We start from the raw sequence: 17,628 nt of genomic DNA, 5'->3' as shown, positions 1-17,628 counted from the left end.
AGACCGGCGCTTACACCTCGAACTTGCCGCCGATCATATCTTTCAGATATATATTCTCCGCTTTCAAATTCTTGACCAGCACCCGGACCACGTCCCGCATGGACAGGAGCCCCACCAGACCGCTCTCTTCCATGACCGGGGTATGGCGGATATTGTTCTGGATCATGATCGCCATCACGTAGTCCAGATCATCGCCGGGTTTGACCACGAGGAGGTTCGTGCTCATGACGGTTTTGATGATCACGTCCTTGCACAGGACCTTGTCCCTGGCCGCGTTCTTCACAATGTCGCGTTCCGTGACAATGCCGACAAGTGTCCCCCGGTCCATGACCAGCAGCGCTCCGATGTTGCACTCCGCCATCTGCTTTGCCGCGTCGAGCAGCGACCGTTCGCTCGTGATGCTGAAGCACTCCAGTCCTTTGATGCTTAACAGCTCTTTAACCTGCATGGTCTGCTCCTCCCTGCGATCAGATGGTGGCCTTACCGCAAAAAAAAACTCCGGCCCCCGCGTGGCGGGCCTCACATTCGCAAGAGTGTACCACAGAGCCATCTTCTTGTGAAGCGAAAGATTCCTGCGTTCCTGCTCCCCGAGGAAATTACTTTCTATCGCGCCCGGAACGAAGAGAGAACACCATCGCGGTCGTGCGATAGAAGAGGTGCGCGAACTTCGAGTACGGCGCGTAGGCAAACAACGACCAGATAAACACGAGATGGAAATAATATACAATATACCCGACATTCATATCAGCCAACCGGAGCGCCCAGGAGAGCATCCCGGTGGTGCCGACACCGAACACGATCAAAAGAAAGATCCAGTCAAAATAGGAACCGATACCCGCCTTGCCGGCCTGTGCAAACCGGTTTATGAGGATAATGATGAAACCCGCCGCGAACGCGATCGAGCTGATAAGGGCAAGAATTTTCACGGGATCGCTCATCGGATACGGCGATTCCCCAAAATGAAAGGGCCCGAATGCCTGAATGCCGAACAACTCATTGCCGTAGAGATAGGCCACTGCCCACATCGTCGTGAGGGTGAGCCCCGCGAATGAGTAAAAGAGAAGCATATGGCCCCACTGCCTGAGCTTGTTCACGTTGCAGTCGGCGAACTTCGAATGTGCGAGGATGGTGGTGAGGGAGGTGATAATGTCTCCCACGAGGCTGCCGCTTGACTTAATCCCCCCTGCCTGGGCCTGCATCCCGCTCCAGAGCCGCTTGATGCCCACAAAAGCCGATAACGCCGCGAAGATCGCCGTCAAGGTAAAGGTAACGTCAATCTGGGGAAATACCGGCATGAACATATGATAGGCCATCTCGCCGTCCGCGCGCGGGATATCGCCGATGTTCTTATACGGCATGATGATATAGAAAAGCGCCATTGGTATCGCGAACAAGAGCCAGATGAGCTTGGGGTCCGTCGCAATCTTCGCAAAGAAGGGTATCATCGCCACGTGCTTGATGCTCTGTTTACGGATAGCGTTCAGGACCTCGCCGGGCTTTGCGCCGCGCGGGCAATAGGCCGTGCAGTCGCTGCACTGGTGGCACAGCCACACATCGGCGCTCGTAATGAGCTTGTCCTTCTGGCCCCATTGGGCCAGGACCATCTCTTTGCGCGGGAAGGGGTTCCCTTCCGGTGTGACGTTGCAGACCACCGAGCAGGTGGCGCACTGGTAGCACTTCTTCAGGGACTCGCCGCCGCCCTTGATGATCTCGTTCACGAACGCCAAATCCGGTTTAATGACTGTTGCCTCTGACATATATCTCCTCCCGCTACTCTGGTTAGGGTTTATTTATTTTCTAACTCCGCACTCCGCATTTCGCAGTCCGCACTTGAACTACATGGTCCTGAACGGATTCGGTCCGATCTCTCTTATCCTGGCAGCAAACTCATTGAGCATGTCCGGCAGTTTATCATACTCGTTGATGGCCACCTGCATGAGCTGGACGCGCTCGGACTCGAGCTGCAGCCGGTTCAGGGTCTCGCTCACCTTGCTGAAGCGGGTGTTCGCCAGCTCACTGCCCTTGATGAAGTGGCACTGATAGTTCTCGCCGAACTTGCAACCGAGAAGCAGCATACCGTCGGCGCCCTTGGACAGCGCGTCGGCGACCCACACCAGGTTCATGCCGCCCAGGCACCGCATGGAAATGAACCGGAATGCCGGATCGATCTTCTTTCCGGCAATAGCCGCTGTGTCGAGCGCCGGGTAGGAGTCGTTCTCGCAGACCAGGCAGATGATCGTCGGCTTGTCCTCATCATCGGAGTAATCTACAGCCTTGAGCATGGAACCTACGATATCGACACTGTAATCCTTAAAGGACACGATGCGCTCGGGGCAGGCGCCCATGCAGGTGCCGCAGCGCCGGCATCGGTTGAGATTGTATTTTGGAATGCCCTTCTCATCCTCGTCGATAGCGCCGAAGGGGCACTCTTCCGTGCACCGCTTGCAGGCAGTGCACTTGATGATCATCGGGTCGGGATAGGTGGTATCCCAGCTGCGCGGATGGACAGCAACGCCCCGCGCCACGTGGTCGAGGACCTGTATGGCCTTGAACGCCGCTCCGGCCCCGTCCTCCTGCGCCTCTGCCATGTTCATGGGCTGGTGAACGCCGCCGGCAGCGTAGATACCGGTCCGCCGGGTCTCATACTGGAAGCAGATGAAGTTCGAATCCGCAAAGCCGGATGCGCCATCGAGGGTCGGGATTTCAGGCCCCTGACGGTATCCGAGGTTCAGGATGTAATCCGGCTTCGGTGTCTGCTCGAGGTAGTTCTTTTTCGCTTCGTCTCCGCCGGTTGCCGCGGCGGTCAGACCGTCGGCATATTCCTGGGGACCGCGCGAGGTCGGCACCAGGCCCGTGGCCAGGACCACAAGGTCCGCCTCGATTTTCACCTTCTCGCCGGTCTTGGTCCCAAAGAGCGTGTTCTCCATCTCAACGAACATGTTGCCGTTCACGGCTTCGGAAACGCCGGTCACATCGGCCTTCGTGAGCATCACGCCCGGATTGTTCTGTGCTTCTTTATAGTAGAGTTCGGTCCTGCCCGGGGTCCGGATGTCCTTGTAGAAGATCATGGCAAGGGCATCTTCATTCTGGCGCACATACTGTGCCTGCTTCAACGACGTTGCGCAACACATGGATGAGCAATAGGGAAGATGGTTCGGATCGCGTTGTCCCGCGCACTGGATAAAGGCCACCTTCAAGGCGGGCTTGCCGTCGGACGGACGGAGCAGCTTGCCGTTATTCTTCTTTGCGATCTCTTCGAGCTCGAAGTTCGTGACCACGTTCTTCATCCTGCCGTAGCCGAGGTAATCGAGCTTGTTCGCATCATACGGCGTCCAGCCCGATGCCATGACAATGGCCCCGATCTTCATGGTCTCGCCATTCGAGAGCGTCACGTCATACAGGCCGGGTTGTCCATCCGTCTTGGAGACCGTCGTTGACTTGTAGACCTTGATATTCGGGTTGCTTTCAACCTCACCAACGGTCTTGGCAATGTCGGTATCGACGATCAGCGGTTTGTTGATATAGGAACCGGTCGGGATCTTCTTATACAGTTTGTTCGCGATGCCGCCAAGTTGGGCGTCCTTCTCGACAAGGACCACCTGCTGGCCCGCGCCCGCAGCGGAAAGCGCCGCAGCCATGCCGGCAATACCGCCGCCGATCACGAGAATCGTATTATTCAGGTCCGGAAGGATGTTCGGCTCCGACAGTTCGGACTTCTGCGCCTTCACAATGCCCATGCTGATGTAATCGTAGGCGGCATCGTTTGTTTCGTCCGTGTTCGGCTCCATGGTCCAGGCAACGAATTCGCGGATGTTGACCCGCTCTACCAGGGCGCCGGGGAACGTGAACTCCGCGGCCTTTACGCGGGGAGAACAGGCGGCGATGACCAGCGTGTTTATGCCGTCCTTCGCCATATCATCCTTGATCAGCTGTATGCCTTCAGGGCTGCAGAGAACATCGTGGAATTTGAAGTTTTGCACCTTCTTGGCTGCGCCGGCGACCTTCTCGACGTCCATCGCCTCCTTGATGCCGCACCCTTTGCAGATATATACGCAGAATTTCTTCTCCATCCTTATTTCCTCCTCAAGCTTTGGATGCTCTTCATGACCACGCCCGTTGCGTCCTGCGCGGACCGCGCCACATCAACAGGGGTCTTGAGCGTCCCGGTCGCATAGATACCCTTCGGGAGTGTTGTCTGGTCCACAAACCCGTCGTCAGTCACCGGAATGCCTGCGCCCGTGAGTGACCGAGACGTGGGCTCCATGCCCGTGGCCAGCACCACCATATCGAAGGTCTCGGTGATCTTGCTGCCGCCCTGGATGTCCTCGGCAGTTACCTTTACATCACCATTCTGCGCCTGCTCGACCTTGGCGACCTTGCCTTTGAGGAAAGACACGTTCTGGTCTTCCTTGATCTTGGTATAAAACCGGTTTTCATACAGTCCGGGGGTCCTGATATCAATATAGAAGATCTTCACCTTGGCGTCGGGATACAGCTCTCTGACATAGGACGCCTGCTTGAGCGAGGCCAGGCAGCAGATGTATGAGCAATGGGCCAGATGGTTCTCGTCGCGCGAGCCCGCGCACTGCACAAAGGCGATGTTCTTCACTTCCTTGCCGTCGGAAGGACGCACGATCTTGCCCAGCGTGGGTCCGTTGGGAGCGGCGATGCGCTCCATCATCATGTTGGTGATGACGTTCTGCACCGTGCCGAAGCCGAGGTTGTCAATCTTCGTTGCATCGTAGGGATTCCAGCCCGTGGCCATGACCACGGCGCCGACCTTAACGGTCACGGTCTCCGGTTTCATGTCGAGCTTGATGGCGTCATAGGCGCAGGCCGCCACGCACTTGGCGCAGGACGGGCCTTTGCAGGTCTTCTCATCGATCACGTACTGGAGCGGGAAGGCCTGGTTGTGCGGGAGATAGGCCGACTTGGTGGTGCTCATGCCGAAATCGAAGTCGTTCTTCCGTTCGACCGGACACGCCTCTGCGCACTTGTTGCAGCCCGTACACTTGTCGTTCACGAACCGGGGTTTGATCTTGATGGTGACGTCGAAGTTCCCCTCCGAACCGGATACCTTTTCCACTTCGGCCATGGTATAGATCTTCACCTGGCCGTTGTTCTTGATGCGTTTGTACTGTATCTCGAGACCGCAGTTCGGCGGGCACATCTTCCAGAAATATTTGTTCAGCTGCGTCACCCGGCCGCCGAGATAGGGGTTCTTTTCCACGATGATGACATCGGAGCCCGCTTCCGCGGCTTCCACTGCTGTCGTGAGGCCGCTGAAGCCCCCGCCGACAACCAATAACCTGTTTTCCGCCATGATATCTTATTCCTCCTTAAAACGATAAAACCGTTCAATTGTAAATTGGAAATTGAAGATTGGAAATTTAAAATTTAAGGATGAAAAACCACGATTTACTTCCATCATTTATCAATTTAAAATTTCCAGTTTCCAGTTTCCAATAAAATCCGGGGAAGGCGCATGCCTTCCCCGGAGTTGAGAATGTTCTTAATGTTTTACAGGAGCTGCATCTTCAACGATCTGTACGTAGGGAACCTTCTTGACTTCCCAAGTGTCCTTCTCCAAATTATACTTGGAGTTCACGAAGCACTTCCAATTGGTGTCGTCGATCTTGTCGAAGTCGCCGCGATAGTAGTAGCCGGGATACCGTGACTCTTCCCGGAACAGGATGTGGCGGGCATGGGCCTCCACGGAGAGGATGCGGTGATAGTTCTCCCAGCAGCGCATCAGTTCGTGCAGGTTGCTTGCCGCCATCTTGGACGTGTCTTCCTTCAGGACCTGAAGCTGCTTCAAGCCTTCATCGAGCATGGTCTTGGAGGTCATGTACCAGGTCCCGATGCCGCCAAAGTACTCGTCGGCGATCTTCTGCAAACGGGTCTGGAGCATCTTCGGTCTGATGTAATTCGGGTTGATAAAGGGGTCCGTGGTCAGGGTCTTGTGCTTCTCATACACTTCGAAGGGCAGATAGAGCTCTGCCGCCAGATGATCAGCCGTCTCTTTGATCGTCGGCTTGTAGTCCGGATGATCGAGGATGAACGCGATTGCGCTCTTCGCCGCGATGCGGCCCTCGGCATGTGAACCCGAGGAGAACTTGTGGCCCGAGGCGCCGCAGATATCGCCGCACATAAACAGGCCCTTGACGGTTGAATGGCGATTATAGTTTCCTGCCGGCCATTTTTTGTTCCACTCTTCCGGCGCGCCGATGTCATCGGGACCGCAGCACCAGAATCCTGCGCAACCTGCATGCGAACCGAGGAGATAAGGCTCGGTCGGCATGATTTCGGACGGGACCTTGTCCGGCTCGATGTTCTTGGCGGCCCAGAGGCCGGCCTGGCCGATGGCCATATCGAGGAAGTCTTCCCATGCTTCAGCTTCGAGGTGCTTCACCTTCTTGGCGCCCTCTTTATCGCCGAGCTTTTCCTTGAAGTTCTTGTTGATGGCGGCCATTGCCTCGTCCGTCCTCATGAGGATCGGGCCCTTGCCCAGCTTCATGTCGCGCATCATGAGGTGGTTGCGGATGGCTGTGCCGAGGTTATCGACATACTTGCCGTATTTTGCCTTGGCCTCTGCCAGGGCTTCCGGGTTGACGCAATAGTCTTCGCCGAGGCTGTTGGTCGCCTTGGCTTTGAAGAACAGGAACCATGCGCCCACCGGGCCGTAGCCGTCCTTGAAGCGGGCGGGCACGAAACGGTTCTCCATCATGGTGAGCTCTGCGCCGGCCTGCAGGCCGAGGGCATAGCCGGAGCCGGAATTCCAGACCGGATACCATGCGCGGCCCTGACCTTCCTGGGTCGACCGGGGACGAAACACGTTTACCGCGCCGCCGGCTGCCAGCACCATGGCCTTTGCCTTGAATATGTAGATCTTGTTCTCACGTACGCTGAAACCGGCCGCTGCTGCGACGCGATTGGGGTCCTTGGCGTCATTGTAAAGCTTCACGATGAACACGCGCTCGTAATGGTTCGTCTTCTCGCCGGTGGCGGCGCGGTTGGTCTCAAGGGCCTTCTTCGCGGCTTCGGCCACGATGACCTTGTAGGACTCGCCGTTGATCATGATCTGCCACTTGCCTGAACGGACCGGCTTGCCGCCGTCCTTCAGTGAGACCTTGCCGGCTTCCTTTGCCTGGAAACCGTCGAGAGAGAAGCCGTCATCGCCCATCTTCCAGATCGGAAGGCCCCACTCCTCGAACAGCTGCACGGAATCATCAACAACGCGGCCGAGGTCATAGACCAGGTCTTCGCGGATGATGCCCATGAGGTCGTTCCGTACCATTTTGACATAGTCCACCGGATCGTTGTCACCCATGTAGGTGTTGATGGCCGACAGACCCATGGCAACTGCGCCGGACCTGTCGGTCGCGGCCTTGTCCACCATGATCATCTTGATCTTCTTTGGATTTGCCCAGCGGGCGCCTTCGAACGCCGCGCCGCAGCACGCCATACCGCCGCCGATGAGGAGAAGATCGGTCTCAATCTCTTCAATCGCCGGCTTCGCGCAGAACGAAAAATTACAGGTTTCTTTTTCCATTTTTCATATCCTCCTTATTTCTTCATTACTGGCAAGGCCTTCGTTGTGGTGAAGAGGCCCGGCTGTTTGAGTTTTGCATAATCGACCTCGGGCTTGCCCTTGAAGGGATCGACCGAACCTTCCACCGTTGTCCTTATCGGGAACTTGAAGCGCTTGAGGATCCCGTTCCGGAACTTGATGGTCCACATGATGGAGTCCGTACCCCTCATCGGGATAACGTTCGCCCCAAGGGGAGCAAAGTCCTGGTAGGCCCGGATCTCGATCGCCTGCTGCGGGCAGATCTTGACGCAGTTGTAGCACTCCCAGCACTGTTCCGGCTCCTGGTTGAACGCCTTCATGATGTCCCTGTTCAGGGCCATGAGGTCGTTCGGGCAGATATACTGGCATGCAGTCTTATCTTGCGCCTTGCAACCGTCGCACTTCTCTGTAATCACATAACTTGGCATGTTTCTGAACCTCCTATCTATAGAATGTTAAGTTAAACTGCATCTGCAGTCGTTGTTCCGTAGTTTACTTGTGCGTATGCGTGCCTTCGGCGTGGCTGTGCAACTTGATCTCCACCTTCTCGGTGAGGCCCGCATAGTATTTCTTGAGGATCTCGAGCACTTCGGGGCGGCTGAAATGATCCGGAACATTCTCGCCCTCGGAGAGCATCTTCCGGAGCTTGGTTCCGGACAGCATGAGCCGGTCATCCTTGCCGTGGGGGCAGGTCCTCATGGAGGCCATGCCGTCGCACTTGAAGCAGTAGAACGTATGATCGATCTTGAGGGGCTGGGTCTCGAGCGCGCCCTTCGGGATATCGTCGAAGATTTTCTGCGCGTCAAAGGGGCCGTAGTAGTCGCCCACGCCGGCATGGTCGCGTCCGACGATCAGGTGGCTGCAGCCGAAGTTCTGGCGGAAGAGCGCGTGCAGGAGCGCTTCACGCGGACCGGCATAGCGCATCTCCATGGGGTAACCGCACTGGATGGAGGAGTCCTTTACGAAATACTTCTCCATGAGGGTGTTGATGGCGTCGGCGCGGACATCGGCCGGGATATCGCCCTCTTTGAGCTTGCCCAGGATCTGGTGGATCAGAACGCCGTCCATGGTCTCGATGGCAATCTTGGCGAGGTACTCGTGCGAGCGGTGCATGGGGTTCCGGGTCTGGAACGCCGCGATCGTGCTCCAGCCCTTTTCCTCGAACATCTTGCGGGTCTGCTTCGGGGTCATGTAAATGCCCTTGAAGGTCTCGGGGAAATGGGCCTCGGAGAGGACCTTCACCGGACCTGCCAGGTTCACATCAGGCTGTCCCATGACCTTCTGAACGCCCGGATGTCCTGCAACATCCACGGTGCGGAAGATCTGCTTGCACTCATGTTCCTTGTCGGACTTGGACATGGCGTACTTCTCGGTCACCTTCATGGTGGCCATGATCGTGCCCGAGTCTTCATCCACGAGGGTGATCTCTTCATTCTTCTTGAGCGAGTCGGCGAAATCCGTGGACGCCGAGAGCGTCACCGGGACCGGCCAGAACGTGCCGTCCGCCATTTTGAACTTGTCGCAGACACCCTTCCAGTCTTTCTTGGTCATGAAACCCGTAAGCGGGGTGAACGCGCCGATGCCCATCATCACGAGATCTGCGGTCTCGCGGGATGAGATCTTGAGCTGCTTCAGGGTCTTGGCCTTCTTCTGTTCCTTTTGAAGGGCCGCGCCTTCCAGAAGAAGCGGCATGAGCTTCTTCTTTTTGCCGTGAGGCTTTACCAGTGCCATAGTGTTTCCTCCTTGAGAGAATTTAAATAGGTCTGATCGGTCCGATCTGACATATCTGACCGATGATGATCCTTTACCCGAGAACTGCAACCACCTTGGTGAAGATATCGTTAATGCTGCCCGTGCCCATGATGGTCTTCATGATATTTTTTTTGGAATAGTAGTCGATGAGCGGCGCGGTCTGCTTCGTATACACCTCAAGCCGCTTCTTGATGGTCTCTTCCTTGTCGTCGTCGCGCTGAAACAACACGCCGCCGCACTTGTCGCAGAAGCCTTCTTTTTTCGGGGGAGAGAAATAGATGTTGTACATCTGCTGGCAGGCTTTGCAGGTCCGCCGGCCGGTGAGGCGCTTGAGGAGGTCGTTCATGTCCACGTCGATGTTGAGGGCGGCGGTGAGCGGCATGCCCATGCCGGTGAGTATCTTGTCGAGGGCCTCGGCCTGGGCCGTGTTGCGCGGGAACCCGTCGAGGATGAAGCCGGCCTTGCAGTCAGGCTGTTTGATGCGCTCTTCAACGAGTCCGAGCACGATCTTGTCCGACACGAGTCCGCCCGAATCCATGATCACTTTTGCTTCCTTGCCGAGCGGCGTGCCGTCTGCAACAGCCTTGCGAAGAATGTCGCCCGTGGAGATCTGCGGGATCCTGTACTTCTCGATCAGCATCTTCGCCTGCGTACCTTTACCGGCGCCGGGAGCGCCGAGCAGCACAACTCTATGGGCCATGAGGATGTGACCTCCGTGAATAAGGATTTTGTGTTCAGTTAAATGTGTTCAATTAAAAAGACAGAAGGCGTAATAAGCCCGTGTATGATTTTAGACAGGTGCATATAATCGTTGATATCGAGTTGTTTTTCAAGTTAATAATAATAATTTGAATATTAGTTTTGTTTATAAATGGCGGGGAGAATGAAGGGAAGAGGCAAGTTTTTCAAGTGCTTTGCCCCGGTGACTGAGCCGGTCTTTCTCGTCACCTGACATCTCGGCAAATGTGTTTTTGCGGCCCTTGGGAATGAACACCGGGTCATAACCGAACCCCCGCGAACCGCGGGGCTCATGTCCTATGCTACCTTCGGCATATCCGAAAAAAGTCTTGACCGATCCGTCCGGGAAGGCCAGAGCCATGCAGCAGACAAACCGGGCGCCCCGCTTCTCGTCCGGAACATGGTTAAGTTCGGAGAGAAGCTTTTCGTAGTTCCTGACATCATTGCCGCCGACGGCACTGCCGGCATACCGGGCTGAGTACACACCGGGCGCGCCGCCAAGGGCATCTACCTCGAGCCCTGAGTCGTCAGCAAGGGCGGTCTTGCCTGTGCATGCGCAGACCTCGCTTGCTTTCTTGACCGCATTGCCTTCAAAGGTGTCCCTGTCCTCAACGGTTTCTGGGCAAGCCGGGAAATTGTCGAGGGAAAGAATGCTTATCGGAAGGTCGGCGGTTATCCGCCTGATCTCTTCGATCTTCTTTTTATTGCGTGTGGCGAGAACGATTTCCATGAGAAGCGTACCGTAGCACAGAAGCTTCCCTTTTGCAAGCAGGCCTTACCTGGCCGCAAAAAAGGCGGACAGCGTTCGAGCTCGCTGTCCGCCGTGTCCGTTCACCGGAGGTGAAAACCCGTCTATTTCTGGTCCACCGTTTCCTTATTATACGCTTCGTCGCTCACGACGGACTTGCTCAGCGCCACGAAGGGCGTCAGGCCGACGCGCACTGATGTACGAAGTGACTCGTGTTGCCGGATGAAATCCGCAACCGGAGGACTGACTGCATAATAGAAGTGCACGAATTGCCTGCCCGCCGCATTCGTCAGGAGATACTCGTCCCGAAAGGCGCGGAGGTAACGCACGTCCGTCGCCATGGGTGTTCCATACGCAGCAGTCGCAATAAAGCAGCCACCCCCTCCACCGCCTGAACTCCCGTCTCCGCCGCCTGTTGTCGTTGTTGTTCCTGAACCCACGGTTCCACCACCGCCTGTTGTTGTTGTCGTAGAGGAGGTTATCTTGGCCACAAATCCATCAAACAGGCCGCCCCCGTGTGTGCTCTGGAATGCGCTCGATACCGGGAAGTCCGTTGAATCGGTCTGGCCCACAACGATAACATCCTCATTGCCGTCCAGGGCGATACCAAAGGCCTTGTCTCCGCCCCCGACATTGCCTGTGCCGCCCAAGTAGCTTGAATACAGGAGCGCTGTACCGGTCGAATTGAGCGCCGTGACAAAGGCTTCGGTATTCGAGCTTGCCCTGGCGGACTGGATCGCATCAACCGTCGTCGGGAAGTTGGAGGAGTCCGTTTCCCCGGCGACATAGGCATTGCCTGCGCTGTCCAGAGCGATGCCGTGACCGGTATCCGATGAAGAAGCGCCGCCAAGAAAGGTGGAATAGAGCAGCGTGCTGCCGGTTGTATCCAGCTTGGCAACAAAAGCATCGCCCGCACCCGCATAGGCGACCTGGTACGCGCCTGTTGTCGTTGGGAAATTTGACGCCGATGTTTTGCCTGTCACATAAGCATTCCCCGAAGAGTCCACAGCGATGCCGTATCCATAGCTGTCGCTCGATCCGCCGATGGTGGATGCATAGACCACGGATCCTGCAGAATCGAACTTTACTACCAGAACCTGGCGATAAGGGACTGTCTGATTGATGTCGGTCTCTCCGGTAACATAGGCATTACCGCTGCTGTCCACAGCTACCGAATACGCATACTCCCAGCCCGTGCCGCCATAACGGGTGGCATATTTAAGCGATGATGCTCCGGTTGCGGCCGTATCGATCTTGACCATGAATGCATCATATAATCCCGCAGTGCCGCCCGTATGGGTGCTGTAAGTTCCTGCCGTCGGCCAGTTCGGGAACATCGATGTATTGATCGCTCCGCCGCCGCATACATACGCATTGGCACCCTGAACTGCGATTCCGTAGCCAAGGGCGCTGCTGCCGCTCTGGAGTATCGTGGAATAGAGAAGGGCAGACCCGGCGCTGTTGAGTTTGAAGACAATCGCGCCGTCACCGGGAGTCGTGGTGAAACCATTGACGACCGGGAAGGTCGCTCCGCTGCCGGGATTATCTGTTTCTCCCGTCACATAGGCATTGCCGCTGCTGTCAACGGCTATCGCATAACCCTTGTCCTGGGTATTGCTGTCGCCGACATAGGTGGAATATACAACGGTCCCGGCGGCGCTGATCTTCATGACAAAGACATCGTAGTCCGAACCGGCGTGCCCGGTTGCACTGGGGAAGTTCGTCGAGTTCGTATACCCCGTCACATAGATATTGTTCGAGCTGTCAACAGCCACCGCCTTCGCGTAATCATAGCCATTGCCTCCAAGGAACGATGAAAACGCGAACACCGGGTCGATGTAAAGCGTTTTTCCCGCATCGTAGGAAGCAACCTGGAACCCGACCTCATGACTGCCTGTCGCTACATAAGAACCGGCGACTTGCTGTCTCGTTCCGTTGACCTCCTGGTACACCACGGGTGCTTTTTGCACGATCCTGTCCGTGCCGGTATGAATAACGAGGTTGCCCTGCGTGTCGATGCTGAGCCTGTCCTCGCCCGTGAAGCCGAGGCGGATCGCTTTCGGGTCAGAGCCCGGCGCAACCACAAAGTCATACTCAAGCTGGTTCTGGTTCCCGTAGAACACGAGATCGATGCCGGGATAGAGTTTCTCGTACCGCACTTTGGCATAGGACTGGATGTTCTTTCGCCATTGAGACTGATCGCCGATCAGATAGTTGCTCCTCCCTGCAAGCGGTTCAAGTCCCGTTACGTTCGCGTGCGGGTCAGCGCCGTTCCAGCTCATGCGAACGACCGCGGTTTCCTGTTCTGCTGACCGCCCTACCGTTGCGCTCGACCTGTTCAGCGTGATCACCGATTCGGTCGGCGTCAAGAAAAGGGTATACCCTCTCCCGCGCGACAGAAACTTGACCTGCCTGTCAGTCTGTCCCTTGTTTTCCTCGAAATGCAAAGGCGCTCTTCCGAAATTCCGCAGCGCCTGTGTTTTAGAAAGAACTCCCGAAGGAGCGGCGTTCGAATGAGACGATGTTCCCTTTGCTGCCTGGGTTATTGCATAACCCGTCAGACAACCGATAAAAAGCACACTCAGCACAACCATACCTGTTTTTTTTCTACCACTCTTTTGCATACTGTCCCCTTTCGATTATGTGAATCAACATCCGCCTGATACGACTGCCGCCTGGAGCTCCTCTTTCTTAATCTATCTGAAAGTAAACCAAGATACAGAGCTGGTCGTTTTTTTACAAGGTAAAATTCACCCTATATCAAAAAAATATAGCAATGTTAATTGTAATTTTAGAAATCCTGCAGTAATAAAAAACGGGACTGGATTCGGTTTCGGGGCAATCCGGGAAATCATCGGGCAAAAGGATCGTGATCGGCATGCCGGCGGTGATCCGCCTGGTCTCTTTGATCTTCATCTTATTGCGTGTGGCGAGTACAATGTCCATTAGGAGAAGCTTTACAAGGGCGGCTGAAAAGAACAATGCAGTTGAAAAAAAGCATGCGTCTATGCTATCCTTACAGTAACCTCTTGTCCGCAGCCCGGCTTGAATTCTTGTTCGACGGCGATTCTGACATCCTCGCTTGTCGAAAAAGCTCCGGCGCTGACGAATAAATATGATCCGAAAAGGAGCCCCTGATGGAAGAAGAAACAGCACCTGAATTGATCCCCGCGTTCCAGGACAGGATAAAAGAGATCAGCACGATGCTCTCCAACAACCTTTCCCTCTCCGCCCTCTATATCAATTGTTCCCGGATCAACAAGATCGAAGGGTTCTGCGGCAAAAAAATGTACCTGGAGATCGTGAAGAAGATCCAGGAGACCATCGTGGCGATGCAAGGGAAACAGATTCGATATGATGATATCATCGTCGCGAACAGCGCGGGAAGTGACGAGGTCACCATCTTTCTGTCGGGTAAACGCGATAAGAAGGACTTTTGTTCTTCGGACCTGGAGACCCTCTGTGAGAGAATAACAGGCCATCTCAACAAGCAAGTGTTCCCCATTACCTTCCCTTATCTCCGGGGGAACCCGAAGATCTCCATCGGCTACGCCGTCGTCATCCATAACCCTCTGATGCGGGATGAACGTCTGCTGAACAAGCTCGTTGAAGATGCGAAGACCATGGCCAATTACTATGAGTTTAAGCGGGTCATGCGGTACAAGGAAAAGCTCCAGGAGCTTATTCTCAAAGAAAGCGTTCGCACGATTTTTCAGCCGATCGTTGACTTTAGAAAGAAGGAGATCCTCGGCTATGAGGCGCTGACCCGCGGCCCGGAGGGGACGGAATTCGAAAACCCCTACATTCTCTTTGATGCCGCGGCCGAATCCGACCTGCTCTTTGAGCTCGACCGGCTGTGCAGGAACAAGGCCCTCAAGAACGCGAAGGGATTAAAGAGCGGCCAAAAACTCTTCATCAATTGCCTTCCTTCCATGGTATTGGACCCTGATTTCCGGGACGCTTATCTTAAGTCCCTGCTGGATGAACTGCAGTTGACGCCGTTCAACATCGTTTTTGAGATAACCGAGCGGGAAGCGATCGAGAATTACGAGCTGTTCAACAAGGCGGTGCAGTATTACAAGGACCTCGGATTTGCGATTGCCGTGGATGACACCGGATCGGGCTTTTCGAGCCTGGAAACCGTGGTCGAATTAAAACCTGACTATATCAAGCTTGATATTTCCCTGGTGCGGGGAATAAAAAACAACATGCTCAAGCAGGAACTGATCAAGGCGATCCTGAACCTGTCAGCCAAGATGAATTCCATGGTCATTGCCGAGGGGATCGAGACTGAGGAAGAACTGAATGTGCTCAAGGAGATCGGGGTGACCTTCGGCCAGGGGTTCCTCTTTGCAAGACCGGGACCGGCATTCCCCGTGCTCCTGTAGTTTAATATCATCCGGTTTCAAGCCGGATAAAAATAGTGATTTCGGTGATTGTTTTTAGTATAATGATGCCATGCTTAAAGACGCATTAATAAAAACCAACCCCTACCTGAAAAATTCCAACGAGCGAGAGGCAGCTCTCTCTATTACAGTAGAGAGTTCCACAGCCATAGAAGGTGTGCGAATTGCCGGTCTGAGCGCGCGCAAGCCTTCCAAGAAGCGGGCGCGACCTGCTACTGTTCATGAGTCCGCAGCGTCCTACGGATCACGTCGCTGAAAACCGTTGTCATAGGTTCATAGTTCCGATCCATTCCCGACTGAACCGCCAAAAAATATTCCTTCGTCTTTTTATCCCCTAATCGCCAACCTCACGCAAGGACGTACATAACGCTTCGCCCTCTTCCTTCGGATTTTATGACGCCGAGCTTTTCGAGCTTGCGTATTTCCTTAAGCGCGCCTTCATCGGCAAGTTTGAACATCTCCCGGACGATCCTGTTCGTGATACGTCCCCAAGCGCCTGATAAGACGATTGCCTGTCGCTGTCCTTATGTAACTTGAGTTTCATTATTTTCACGCTATGTAACTTTACAAGCTTAAAGTTACATAGCGTTCGGCTTACGTAACTTCACTTTCATTCCATAATCTTGAGGATATCCTTGGATACAAACATTCTATTCCGCTGTTTGTCTTGCAACAGTTTAAAAACCTTGCGCTTTTCAAGCCCCTGGCGCGCCATTAAAACAACCACCATTCCGGACGTGCTCGTCATATCTTTTTACTACCGCGCAAAGCTCTTTTCTTATTGGTCTCAAGCTTTTTGATGCTGTCCGCCTTTGCCGATCTCGACCATTTCGGTGATTTCAACGAAATGGTCTTCGACCCGCTGGCCGCTGTCCCTCTGTGTTAAAACACGCGGTGCGCGCTTTTTCGATGACTGCTTCGAAGTTCCGGTAATCCGTATATCCAAGCACCTGGGCGAAATCCCGGCTCGACCAGAATTCGCTGCCTGTCGGATGCGTCCGTCGGATGCGTTCAAATGGAGTAATGGCGGTAGTCGGATTTTCTTCGTTCATACAAGCTCCTTGTCTACGACTTTGCTGTTTGTAGATAGATGCTCTGAATAGATATCGATAGCACGTATAACGACCATTAAGCCAAGCTTGAACACTTCGTCCCGCACAACTCTTCAATCTTTCGAGTTGATTGCGTTCCTGCGATCGAGATGTCGGGTTTCTCCGCCAAAGGGCGACCGGCAAGTTTGCTGCGCAGCGCTTTTTTGCTTTCAAGCATTCGTTTGAGATCAAAGGTCATTTCGCACCCGAAAGGAATGTCCGTTTAAAATCAACCCAATGCGGAATTAAGCCGCGTTTCTGAGGAATTCGGCAAAAGCCGTAAGTGCGGCATCGGCTTCCTTGAGCGTTTCGGGAAAAAGATCGACCAGCGATTTTATTTTGGCGGGATTCAAATGGTAGGAGTAGACATGGCGAACAACATGACGAAACCCCCGGTACCCCTCCAGCTTATCTTTCAGCTCCGGGAGATTACCGCGGGACGCACACCTTGTATTTCACGGCTCATCTGAACGAGCAGTTCCTGATGCCAATTGGCCCCGGCCGGAATGTTCCCGTCAATGGACGATGCGACCCGCTCGAAAATGCGTTCCAAACCCGAGTAGAAGCCGTGCAGGTTCAGTGCGACGCTGTCGAGATAAAAATCATCATTCCTGTTTACAACCATCTCCCATGCGCGCCTGACGCGGTCCGTGAGAGCGGACAACTCCGACAGTTCGGAAAGGATACGGTCAGCCAGCGCGTCCCCGGCCTTGCTCACAGCTCGACTCCTTCCCGTTCAAGAACCGCGCGGAGGGACGGCGAGCAATCCTCCGCATCCACGAGGTCAACCCTCCAGTTGCCGCTGAAACCGGTCGCGAAAGCGACGGCACGGTAAAAATCGGCGGCGGGGATGCCCCAGGCGGCAAGGTCGATATCGGACCATCTGTCAAACTCGCCCCTGGCCAGAGAGCCGAACAGGGCGACCTTCTTCGCCCCGAATCTCCTCTTCAGTTCCTCCGCGATGCTGACAGCGACACCGCGCGCGTCCGTTGCCGATGGACCCGGCGCCGCCTTTTCTTTTTTCAACGTAAACGGCTTATACTGTCGCAACATATCGGGAGTCATATCAAGGGCTGTTTTTGAAGACATGCTTTACCTCCTGCGTTATAACAATCCGCTCTATTGTTACTATGCTATTTTACCTGAACACCCGCGTAATAGCAATAATGCCAGCCAAACAGCAACATTCAAGACGCGACCCTGATATGGTTGACAGTTGTCAAGGAGAAAACAGTTTCCCCGCCCCTCCATGCAAAAGGGATGATATCAGTTATTGCTCCAGGGCATAACCAGAGACGGGACCTATCGGCGACGATTGATCAC

The 17,628-nt window shown here is 54.8% G+C and carries 15 protein-coding genes; 1 reads left to right on the top strand and 14 read right to left on the bottom strand.

The window, feature by feature from the left end:
- Positions 1-10 precede the first annotated feature (10 nt).
- The 10 genes from M0R70_12010 to M0R70_11965 form a co-directional block, all read right to left on the bottom strand.
- Positions 11-448, bottom strand: coding sequence for a CBS domain-containing protein (locus tag M0R70_12010; protein MCK9420092.1), 438 nt, complete (start codon positions 446-448; stop codon positions 11-13).
- A 148-nt stretch (positions 449-596) separates the two neighbouring features.
- Complete coding sequence (gene qmoC, locus M0R70_12005) at positions 597-1,757, bottom strand: quinone-interacting membrane-bound oxidoreductase complex subunit QmoC (GenBank protein ID MCK9420091.1); 1,161 nt, start codon at positions 1,755-1,757, stop codon at positions 597-599.
- A gap of 78 nt (positions 1,758-1,835) precedes the next feature.
- Positions 1,836-4,070, bottom strand: coding sequence for a hydrogenase iron-sulfur subunit (locus tag M0R70_12000; GenBank protein ID MCK9420090.1), 2,235 nt, complete (start codon positions 4,068-4,070; stop codon positions 1,836-1,838).
- Positions 4,071-4,072: 2 nt separating this feature from the next.
- On the bottom strand, positions 4,073-5,323 hold the full coding sequence (locus M0R70_11995; protein ID MCK9420089.1) for a CoB--CoM heterodisulfide reductase iron-sulfur subunit A family protein: 1,251 nt from the start codon (positions 5,321-5,323) through the stop codon (positions 4,073-4,075).
- Positions 5,324-5,512: 189 nt separating this feature from the next.
- Complete coding sequence (gene aprA / locus M0R70_11990; protein MCK9420088.1) at positions 5,513-7,552, bottom strand: adenylyl-sulfate reductase subunit alpha; 2,040 nt, start codon at positions 7,550-7,552, stop codon at positions 5,513-5,515.
- 14 nt (positions 7,553-7,566) lie between these two features.
- The gene (gene aprB / locus M0R70_11985) at positions 7,567-7,998 is read right to left on the bottom strand and encodes an adenylyl-sulfate reductase subunit beta (GenBank protein MCK9420087.1); all 432 of its coding nucleotides are present in this window, start codon (positions 7,996-7,998) and stop codon (positions 7,567-7,569) included.
- Between the two features lie 64 nt (positions 7,999-8,062).
- Complete coding sequence (gene sat / locus M0R70_11980) at positions 8,063-9,301, bottom strand: sulfate adenylyltransferase (GenBank protein MCK9420086.1); 1,239 nt, start codon at positions 9,299-9,301, stop codon at positions 8,063-8,065.
- 73 nt (positions 9,302-9,374) lie between these two features.
- Positions 9,375-10,022, bottom strand: coding sequence for an adenylate kinase (locus M0R70_11975; protein ID MCK9420085.1), 648 nt, complete (start codon positions 10,020-10,022; stop codon positions 9,375-9,377).
- A gap of 165 nt (positions 10,023-10,187) precedes the next feature.
- Positions 10,188-10,790, bottom strand: a complete 603-nt coding sequence (locus M0R70_11970) for an XTP/dITP diphosphatase (protein MCK9420084.1) — start codon at positions 10,788-10,790, stop codon at positions 10,188-10,190.
- Between the two features lie 122 nt (positions 10,791-10,912).
- Positions 10,913-13,432 carry an SBBP repeat-containing protein gene (locus M0R70_11965; GenBank protein ID MCK9420083.1) on the bottom strand — a complete coding sequence of 840 codons (2,520 nt, stop codon included), beginning with the start codon at positions 13,430-13,432 and terminating at the stop codon, positions 10,913-10,915.
- A 513-nt stretch (positions 13,433-13,945) separates the two neighbouring features.
- On the opposite strand from M0R70_11965, the gene M0R70_11960 reads away from it, so the two are divergent.
- Positions 13,946-15,196 carry an EAL domain-containing protein gene (locus tag M0R70_11960; GenBank protein MCK9420082.1) on the top strand — a complete coding sequence of 417 codons (1,251 nt, stop codon included), beginning with the start codon at positions 13,946-13,948 and terminating at the stop codon, positions 15,194-15,196.
- Between the two features lie 857 nt (positions 15,197-16,053).
- Here the strand turns inward: M0R70_11960 and M0R70_11955 are convergent.
- The 4 genes from M0R70_11955 to M0R70_11940 form a co-directional block, all read right to left on the bottom strand.
- Entirely contained in the window at positions 16,054-16,266 is a 213-nt protein-coding gene (locus M0R70_11955) for a hypothetical protein (GenBank protein ID MCK9420081.1), read from the bottom strand.
- Between the two features lie 76 nt (positions 16,267-16,342).
- Positions 16,343-16,504, bottom strand: a complete 162-nt coding sequence (locus tag M0R70_11950; GenBank protein ID MCK9420080.1) for a hypothetical protein — start codon at positions 16,502-16,504, stop codon at positions 16,343-16,345.
- 216 nt (positions 16,505-16,720) lie between these two features.
- Positions 16,721-17,023: a hypothetical protein gene (locus M0R70_11945; protein ID MCK9420079.1), complete on the bottom strand. Its 303-nt coding sequence runs from the start codon at positions 17,021-17,023 to the stop codon at positions 16,721-16,723.
- Positions 17,020-17,394: a nucleotidyltransferase domain-containing protein gene (locus M0R70_11940; protein MCK9420078.1), complete on the bottom strand. Its 375-nt coding sequence runs from the start codon at positions 17,392-17,394 to the stop codon at positions 17,020-17,022. The genes M0R70_11945 and M0R70_11940 overlap by 4 nt, the downstream gene beginning before the upstream one ends.
- Positions 17,395-17,628 lie beyond the last annotated feature (234 nt).

Source organism: Nitrospirota bacterium, from assembly GCA_023229435.1.
In the GTDB taxonomy this organism is placed as follows: domain Bacteria; phylum Nitrospirota; class UBA9217; order UBA9217; family UBA9217; genus JALNZF01.
The sequence above is the reverse complement of the archived record's forward strand: the minus strand, read 5'-3'. Positions and strand labels throughout refer to the sequence as shown.

What these genes read in the sequence shown, in the direction of transcription:
- M0R70_12010 (MCK9420092.1), bottom strand. Translation starts at nt 448, where the DNA reads ATGCAGGTTAAAGAGCTGTTAAGCATCAAAGGACTGGAGTGCTTCAGC.
- qmoC (MCK9420091.1), bottom strand. Translation starts at nt 1,757, where the DNA reads ATGTCAGAGGCAACAGTCATTAAACCGGATTTGGCGTTCGTGAACGAG.
- M0R70_12000 (MCK9420090.1), bottom strand. Translation starts at nt 4,070, where the DNA reads ATGGAGAAGAAATTCTGCGTATATATCTGCAAAGGGTGCGGCATCAAG.
- M0R70_11995 (MCK9420089.1), bottom strand. Translation starts at nt 5,323, where the DNA reads ATGGCGGAAAACAGGTTATTGGTTGTCGGCGGGGGCTTCAGCGGCCTC.
- aprA (MCK9420088.1), bottom strand. Translation starts at nt 7,552, where the DNA reads ATGGAAAAAGAAACCTGTAATTTTTCGTTCTGCGCGAAGCCGGCGATT.
- aprB (MCK9420087.1), bottom strand. Translation starts at nt 7,998, where the DNA reads ATGCCAAGTTATGTGATTACAGAGAAGTGCGACGGTTGCAAGGCGCAA.
- sat (MCK9420086.1), bottom strand. Translation starts at nt 9,301, where the DNA reads ATGGCACTGGTAAAGCCTCACGGCAAAAAGAAGAAGCTCATGCCGCTT.
- M0R70_11975 (MCK9420085.1), bottom strand. Translation starts at nt 10,022, where the DNA reads ATGGCCCATAGAGTTGTGCTGCTCGGCGCTCCCGGCGCCGGTAAAGGT.
- M0R70_11970 (MCK9420084.1), bottom strand. Translation starts at nt 10,790, where the DNA reads ATGGAAATCGTTCTCGCCACACGCAATAAAAAGAAGATCGAAGAGATC.
- M0R70_11965 (MCK9420083.1), bottom strand. Translation starts at nt 13,432, where the DNA reads ATGCAAAAGAGTGGTAGAAAAAAAACAGGTATGGTTGTGCTGAGTGTG.
- M0R70_11960 (MCK9420082.1), top strand. Translation starts at nt 13,946, where the DNA reads ATGGAAGAAGAAACAGCACCTGAATTGATCCCCGCGTTCCAGGACAGG.
- M0R70_11955 (MCK9420081.1), bottom strand. Translation starts at nt 16,266, where the DNA reads ATGAACGAAGAAAATCCGACTACCGCCATTACTCCATTTGAACGCATC.
- M0R70_11950 (MCK9420080.1), bottom strand. Translation starts at nt 16,504, where the DNA reads ATGACCTTTGATCTCAAACGAATGCTTGAAAGCAAAAAAGCGCTGCGC.
- M0R70_11940 (MCK9420078.1), bottom strand. Translation starts at nt 17,394, where the DNA reads ATGTCTTCAAAAACAGCCCTTGATATGACTCCCGATATGTTGCGACAG.